Origin of the sequence: Pseudomonas sp. PS01303 (assembly GCF_029959385.1) — a bacterium.
Taxonomy (GTDB): domain Bacteria; phylum Pseudomonadota; class Gammaproteobacteria; order Pseudomonadales; family Pseudomonadaceae; genus Aquipseudomonas; species Aquipseudomonas rustica.
Genome location: NZ_JASCPK010000065.1, coordinates 24,641 through 31,679, shown reverse-complemented (window position 1 = coordinate 31,679; position 7,039 = coordinate 24,641). Strand labels below are relative to the sequence as shown.

The following is a 7,039-nucleotide window of genomic DNA, read 5'->3' as shown; positions in this document are numbered from 1 at the left end:
ACGAAGCATTCTTTATCGGCGCTTTGGTGGAAGGGGTGGGGCCGATGTCTCCCACAGTCTGTACTGGGCTAACAGTCAGAAGCTGGCTTTTGGTCCCACCCACCCCTTCGAGTCCTACCATACAAGCGGGCTTGCTCGCGAAGGCGTCGGCACACATTGCACTGATGTGGCTGACACACCGCCTTCGCGAGCATGCCCGCTCCCACATTTTGTTCATCAGGGTGTCAGTGAGGTGTGATCCGATTCCCCCGCGCAGCGTCTAGCCCCAGTGTCCCCGCAATCCCATGGGGCGAGACTTCGGAACCCGGCATGCAAGCGCTGTTGAACGAGATCCTTGACGCTGTCCGTCCTCTGATCGGACAGGGCAAGGTGGCTGACTACATCCCCGCCCTCGGCACTGTGCCGGCCAATCAATTGGGCATCGCTGTGTACGGCAATGACGGCGAAATGTACTGCGCCGGCGACGCCGACACGCCGTTCTCGGTGCAGAGTATTTCCAAGGTGTTCAGCCTGGTGCAGGCCATCGAACATTCCGGCGAAGCGATCTGGGAACGTCTGGGTCATGAGCCGTCAGGCCAGCCTTTCAACTCGCTGGTGCAGCTGGAATTCGAACGCGGCCGACCACGCAATCCGTTCATCAATGCTGGTGCGTTGGTGATCTGCGACATCAACCAGTCGCGCTTCGCCGCGCCGACCCTGTCGATGCGCGATTTCGTGCGGCGCCTGTCGGGCAACCCGCAGATCATGATCGACGGCAAAGTCGCCGAGTCCGAATATCAGCACCGCGCGCGCAATGCGGCGATGGCGTATCTAATGCAATCGTTCGGTAACTTTCACAACGACGTTGAAGCAGTGCTGCGCAGTTACTTCAGCCACTGCGCACTGCGGATGAATTGCATCGATCTGGCGCGGGCGTTTTGCTTTTTGGCCAACGACGGTTTTTGCAAACACAGCGGCGAGAAGATTCTCGCGCGGCGGCAGACTCAGCAGGTCAACTCGATCATGGCCACCAGTGGGCTGTATGACGAGGCGGGCAATTTTGCTTATCGCGTGGGTTTGCCGGGCAAGAGCGGCGTCGGTGGCGGGATTGTCGCGGTGGTGCCGGGGCAGTTCACGGTGTGCGTGTGGTCGCCGGAGCTGAATGCTGCGGGTAACTCGCTGGCGGGGATGGCGGCGCTGGAGATGCTCAGCTCCAGAATTGGCTGGTCAGTGTTTTAGTCCAAACACCTCAACCTGTAGGAGCAAAGCTTGCTCGCGAAAGCGTCCTGACATTCAACAAACCCGTTGCCTGACAAGCCGTCTTCGCGAGCAAGCTCTGCTCCTACAAGGGTTTTGTGTTGCCTGTTGGGAGGGTGTTCCTATACATTTTCCGGCCGCTCCCTGCATGGTGAATCCGCTTCATGTCTCTTGCACTCGAACGTCTCGTCGCTGGCACCCCGATCCCTTTCGCTGGCAACCGCGTCACCGTGGTCAGCCCCGAACTGGCCGCGCGGTTTCAGCCCGGAGACCACCTGCTGGTCGAGCAGGTGAGTGGCGAGCTGTTGCTGATTCCCATCGTCGATCAACAAGCGGCCTCGGTGGCGATCGAACGCGCGGCCTCGGCTTTCACCGCGTTGTCGGCGGTCTCTGACGAAGCGATCAGCCAGTTTTTCGACCTGTTCGCACAACGTCTGGAAACCGCAGAGAGCTGGGCGCAGATTGAAGCGGCGAACCTGGCCGACATTGAACGTGCCAAGTCCCGCGGCCGTTCCACCACCCGATTGCTCGCCGATGAACGCATGCGCCGCGACATGATCGCCGGCCTGCGCGCCTGGCGTGATGCCGCCGCGACGCGCGGCAAAGTCATCAGCAGCGTCGAGCACGACGGCTGGAAAGTTGAGCAAGTGGTCTCGCCGCTGGGCATCGTCGCGTTTGTCTTTGAAGGACGGCCGAACGTGTTCGCCGACGCGGCCGGCGTATTGCGCACCGGCAACACCGCCGTGCTGCGCATTGGCAGCGATGCCTTGGGCACCGCGCAGGCCATCGTCACCCACGCCTTGAATCCAGCGCTGGCCGAGGCAGGTTTGCCGGCCGGCGCAGTGTCGTTGGTGGAAAGCGTCAACCACGCCGCCGGTTGGGCGATGTTTGCCGATCGGCGTTTGTCGCTGGCCGTGGCGCGCGGTTCGGGTCGTGCGGTGAGTCAATTGGGCAGCATCGCCCAGCAGGCCGGCACCGCCGTCAGCCTGCACGGTACGGGCGGGGCGTGGCTGATTGCCGATCGTGACGCAGACGCCAAACGCTTCGCCGCGGTAGTGCGTAATTCACTGGATCGCAAAGTATGCAACACGCTGAACGTCTGCCTGATCCAGCGTGAGCGTGCGGCAGAACTGGTGCCGCTGTTTCTTGATGCACTGCAGCAGGCCGGCACTGCACGCGGTCAGGGCTGCAAATTGCACATCGTCGAGGGCAGTGAAAGTTACCTGCCGAGTGAGTGGCAGAACGCGACGGTCGAGGTGTATCGCGCCGAGGGTTATCAGACTGAAGCCTTGGCTGAACCGCTGGCGCAATCGGCATTGGGCCGCGAGTGGGAATGGGAAGAAACCCCGGAAGTCAGCCTGATGATCGTTGACGATCTGAATCAGGCGATTGCGCTGTTCAACCGCTATAGCCCGCAGTTTACGGTGTCGTTGATCAGTGAGGACGATGCGGCTCAAGAGCGTTTTTACAACGCGGTGAATGCGCCGTTTGTGGGTAACGGCATCACCCGTTGGGTCGATGGGCAGTACGCGCTGAACAAGCCGGAACTTGGGCTTTCGAACTGGGAGAGCGGGCGCTTGTTTGCACGCAGCGCGATTCTTTCGGGGGATGGCGTGTTCACGGTGCGCAGCCGCATGACCCAGATCGACCTGAGCGTAAAACGCTAAACAGAGCGGCAAACAACCTGTGGCGAGGGGATTTATCCCCGCTGGACTGCGCAGCAGGCCCAATCTTTTGGGGCCGCTGCGCGACCCATCGGGGATAAATCCCCTCGCCACAAGTGTTCATTCGGCGTTGTTGCGGCGACGGAATAATTATCACAGTGCGGCGGCGGTGGCGTTTGTTGGAATGGTGTTGGGCAGGGGAATGCCCTCACCCTAACCCTCTCCCGGAGGGAGAGGGGACTGACCGAGTTGATTGGGCAAGTTGCGTCGACCTGAAAATGCTGTGCCGAACTCATATGTTGAAAGCACCACAAATCGGCTCCCTCTCCCTCGGGAGAGGGCTGGGGTGAGGGGCTACAATTCCAGTCAAGCCATATCAATAAAGCGAACAAAAAAGGGCCCGCTTCTTTATAAGGAAGCAGGCCCTTTCAATTATTAAAGTAGTGAATCAGCAGAACCGATCAATCACCCGAACTTCGTTCTTGTTCTGCATCGAGTCCCACGCCTGTTTCAGCGTTTGCAGAACATTACCGATGAAGTCCCGATCGGCCGCGGCTTTCTTGCCGACATAGCCGTGGCCGCGGCGGTACATCTTCAGGCGGGCCAGCAGGTTCTGGTTGTTCTGGTCGAACTCTTCTTCACCAGCGTGGGGCGCCAGGCAGTCGATATGCACCTGACCCGATTTGCTGATCCACAGAATGTGGCTGTCGTGGCTGTCTTTTTGCGCAGCGAACATACGAGCCAGTTCTTCGATAGTAGGTTGATTGTTCAGATTCATAATGTTGCCCCTTGACCAGTCTGGTTATCTTTCAAAGTTGATTCGCTAATACAGGTAGCCCATCGGTTAGTTGATCCCTGGCACCGAAACCAGGACGTCAGCGCTCGCCCGTTGAAATACGGGGTCGTGCATCTGTTGCATGTAGTCGTGTTGAATAACTGCTACGCAATAGCGTCACAACGAGGAGAAGCAGCGAAAACCGGGAGGCTCCTTGCCGACCTGTGCAGCGTCGACCACAAGCGTCTTGAGAATTTTCGCCAGCGCTTCTCGTCCTTGTACTGGACGTTCAGGCCAGGTCAGCTTCTTCAATCTGCCTTGTGGGCAGCGTGTATCCGGAAAAAACAACTCGGCGGTCAGACGAGTTTGCTCAAGCGTGTTACCGATGTTCCCGATCGGGGAACGTCTTCATCATGCAAAAGCAAAACGACGCCGTCAACAGTTATGTAGTGATTATTTTTGCTCACTACATATTGTCGGACAAAGCTGTTTTGGAATGAGAAAGGATCCGTTCAAGCAACGGAAAAAGGTGCGTGCAGGACGTAAAAAGTGCAAGGGTAACCGTCTACTTCACCCTGCCGTCGGGTGAATTCACCACCGCTCAATCGAGGGATGAGTCCGGCCCAGAAGCGTTGCGCCGGCGGGTTGGCGTCTATATGGAAAATTTGCCATTGCCCGGGGATCCGGCTCAAGAGGGTGGAGACGACAAACTGGGCGACACCTTGGCCACGCCAGCGTCGGGCGAGGAAGAAATAGCTGATGTTGTGCTCGGCGCTGGGGAGGTGGGTCTGGTTGTCGACGATGATGAAACCGGCGAGTTCGTCGTCGACGTGGATCAGGAAGGGTTGGGTGGCGGGGTGGCGCCAGTAGCTTTCTTCGAGTTGGTTGGGGAAGAAGCCGTGGTGGGCGAATTTTAGCGGGAGCCATTCGCTGAGATCGTGCAGATAGAACTGCATGAGATTGTTGACGGTGTCGAAGTCATCGCGTTGGGCGGGGTGGAGGGTGATGGTGGGCATGGCGTCAACTCTCGGCAATGGCTTCCCATCAGTGTGGACTCTGGCCCCTGTGGCGAGGGGATTTATCCCCGTTGGGTTGCGCAGCAAACCCTCTTTTGACTCTTAAAAAGCTGGGGACTGCTGCGCACTCCAGCGGGGATAAATCCCCTCGCCACAAGGTCGCGGCAAATCAGTTTATTTGGCTGTGCGCTTAGCCGGGCTGCGGGTGGATTTGCGCTTTTTCTTCCACGGTGTCGCCGCTTTGCCGGTCGGCGGTGGGCCGCTGATGGTCAGGCTCAGCGCGGAGCAGCGTGTCACTTGCTTGCTCATCCACGCCGCTTGTTTGGTGACGAATTCTTCCAGACTCATCTCGCCGCTTTGCACCATGTCCAGCGCCTGTTCCCAGATCGCCGTAGTGCCGGGGTCGGCAATCGCGCGGGGCACGGCGTCGATCAGGCTGAACGCGGCGGGTGTGGCGGCCAGCGCCTTGCCGTTCTTCACCAGATAACCACGATCGAGCAATCCTTGAATGATCGACGCGCGAGTAGCCTCGGTGCCAATCCCGGTGGTGTCCTTGAGTTTCTGTTTGAGCAGCGGATCTTCCACCAGTTTGGCGACGTTCTTCATCGCCTTGATCAGATCGCCTTCGGTGTAAGGCTTGGGCGGCTGCGTCCACAGATCCTTGAACTTCACGTCGGCCACCGCGCACTCAACACCTTGGCTCAGCGCTGGCAGGGTTTGCGGTGCTGGCGCCTCGCGTCCCTTGGCCGGTGCGAGCGCCTCAGGCAATGCGCGCTTCCAGCCCGGCTCGATAATCTGCTTGCCCACCGCGCGCAGCGCTTCACCCGCGCAATCGAAGTCGGCCTGAGTGCGATCGTATTCGTGGTTGGGCAGGAACTGCGCCAGATAGCGCGCGCGAATCAACGTGTAGACCGCGCGATGTTTGCCGGTCAGGCGCTCGAAGTTCTTCGCCGCCGCGGTGGGGATGATGCCGTGGTGAGCGCTGACCTTGGCGTCGTTCCACGCCCGCGACTTGCGCTGAGGCTCGAGAAAGCCGTTCAACGCTTCAAGGCTCGGGTCGGCCTGGCGTAACGCCGCAAGAATCCCCGGCGCCTCGCTGTGCTGACTCAGCGGCAGGTAACCGCAATCACTGCGCGGGTAGGTGACGACTTTGTAGGTTTCGTAGAGTGCCTGGGCGATGTCGAGGGTTTCCTGCGCGCCGAGGCCGAGTTTCTTCGAGCAGACTTCCTGCAACGTGCCGAGATCGAAGGGCAGGGGTGCCACTTCGCGCATACGTTCGGTGCGCAGTTTGACCACTCGGGCAGTCGCCGCATTGCCGATGGCCGCCGCCGCTTGCTGAGCCAACGCTTGATTGAGGCAACGATCCTGATCATCACAAGCATCCGACGGCGCCCGCCACTGCGCGGTGAACGGCGTGCCGTTGTGCAGCAGATCCACGTCGATGGCCCAGAACGGCACCGGCACAAAATCGGCGATGCTGCGGTCGCGATCCACCACCAGACGCAGGGTCGGTGTCTGCACGCGGCCCACCGGCAATACGCCTTGATAACCCGACTGACGCCCCAGCAGCGTGAACAGCCGACTCATGTTCATGCCGATCAGCCAATCTGCCCGCGATCGCCCCAGCGCCGAGTGATACAGGCTGAAGGTTTCGGCACCCGGTTTCAGCGCGGCGAGCGCCTTGCGGATCGATGCTTCGTCCAGCGCCGACAGCCACAAGCGCCGAATCGGCCCACGATAGCGGCAGTGCTCGACCAGTTCGCGGGCGATCATTTCGCCCTCACGGTCGGCATCGGTGGCGATGATCAGCTCGCTGGCCTCGCCGAGCAGACGCTTCACCGCTTTGTACTGGCTCGCGGTGCGCGGCTTGACGGTCATCTTCCATTTTTCCGGAATGATCGGCAGATCGGCCAGCACCCAGCGTTTATAGCGCGCGTCGTAGGCATCCGGCGGCGCGGTTTCCAGCAGATGGCCGATGCACCAGGTCACTCTGACATCCGTCCCCAGCCAGCAGCCGTCGCCCCGGCGCTTGGCACCGAGTACGGCCGCAATGTCTTTGGCCTGGGAAGGTTTTTCACAGAGGTACAGCCGCATAACCACCATCGTTGATCGTTGTTCTGGAGGTGCACAGGATGGCTTTTGTTGCGCTGGGGGGCAACTTTTATCTGTATGGATATACAGATAAAAAGTGTTGCGGGGTCTGTTGGCCCTCACCCTAGCCCTCTCCCAAAGGGAGAGGGGACTGATTGGGGGATATTGGGGAAGTACACCGACTTGAATGATCGGTAGGGAATCCATAATCGACACAGCACATCCAGGTCGGCGCATGACGCCAGACACCTCGGTCT

At 59.8% G+C, this 7,039-nt stretch carries 5 protein-coding genes; 2 read left to right on the top strand and 3 right to left on the bottom strand.

The annotated features are described in order from the left end of the window. The first annotated feature begins 309 nt into the window (after positions 1-309). Complete coding sequence (glsB, locus tag QMX93_RS17855) at positions 310-1,218, top strand: glutaminase B (RefSeq protein ID WP_282357437.1); 909 nt, start codon at positions 310-312, stop codon at positions 1,216-1,218. Between the two features lie 182 nt (positions 1,219-1,400). Continuing rightward, the gene (locus QMX93_RS17850; RefSeq protein ID WP_282357435.1) at positions 1,401-2,903 is read left to right on the top strand and encodes an aldehyde dehydrogenase family protein; all 1,503 of its coding nucleotides are present in this window, start codon (positions 1,401-1,403) and stop codon (positions 2,901-2,903) included. Positions 2,904-3,348: 445 nt separating this feature from the next. Here the strand turns inward: QMX93_RS17850 and QMX93_RS17845 are convergent, their stop codons facing one another. From QMX93_RS17845 to QMX93_RS17835, 3 genes are all read right to left on the bottom strand, one after another. Further along, positions 3,349-3,678, bottom strand: a complete 330-nt coding sequence (locus QMX93_RS17845) for a hypothetical protein (RefSeq protein WP_053121022.1) — start codon at positions 3,676-3,678, stop codon at positions 3,349-3,351. Positions 3,679-4,187: 509 nt separating this feature from the next. Beyond that, a complete protein-coding gene (locus QMX93_RS17840) occupies positions 4,188-4,691 on the bottom strand; it encodes a GNAT family N-acetyltransferase (RefSeq protein ID WP_282357433.1) in 504 nt (167 codons plus the stop codon). Between the two features lie 174 nt (positions 4,692-4,865). Continuing rightward, positions 4,866-6,785 carry a DNA topoisomerase III gene (locus QMX93_RS17835; RefSeq protein ID WP_282357432.1) on the bottom strand — a complete coding sequence of 640 codons (1,920 nt, stop codon included), beginning with the start codon at positions 6,783-6,785 and terminating at the stop codon, positions 4,866-4,868. Positions 6,786-7,039 lie beyond the last annotated feature (254 nt).

What these genes read in the sequence shown, in the direction of transcription:
- glsB (WP_282357437.1), top strand. Translation starts at nt 310, where the DNA reads ATGCAAGCGCTGTTGAACGAGATCCTTGACGCTGTCCGTCCTCTGATC.
- QMX93_RS17835 (WP_282357432.1), bottom strand. Translation starts at nt 6,785, where the DNA reads ATGCGGCTGTACCTCTGTGAAAAACCTTCCCAGGCCAAAGACATTGCG.
- QMX93_RS17850 (WP_282357435.1), top strand. Translation starts at nt 1,401, where the DNA reads ATGTCTCTTGCACTCGAACGTCTCGTCGCTGGCACCCCGATCCCTTTC.
- QMX93_RS17845 (WP_053121022.1), bottom strand. Translation starts at nt 3,678, where the DNA reads ATGAATCTGAACAATCAACCTACTATCGAAGAACTGGCTCGTATGTTC.
- QMX93_RS17840 (WP_282357433.1), bottom strand. Translation starts at nt 4,691, where the DNA reads ATGCCCACCATCACCCTCCACCCCGCCCAACGCGATGACTTCGACACC.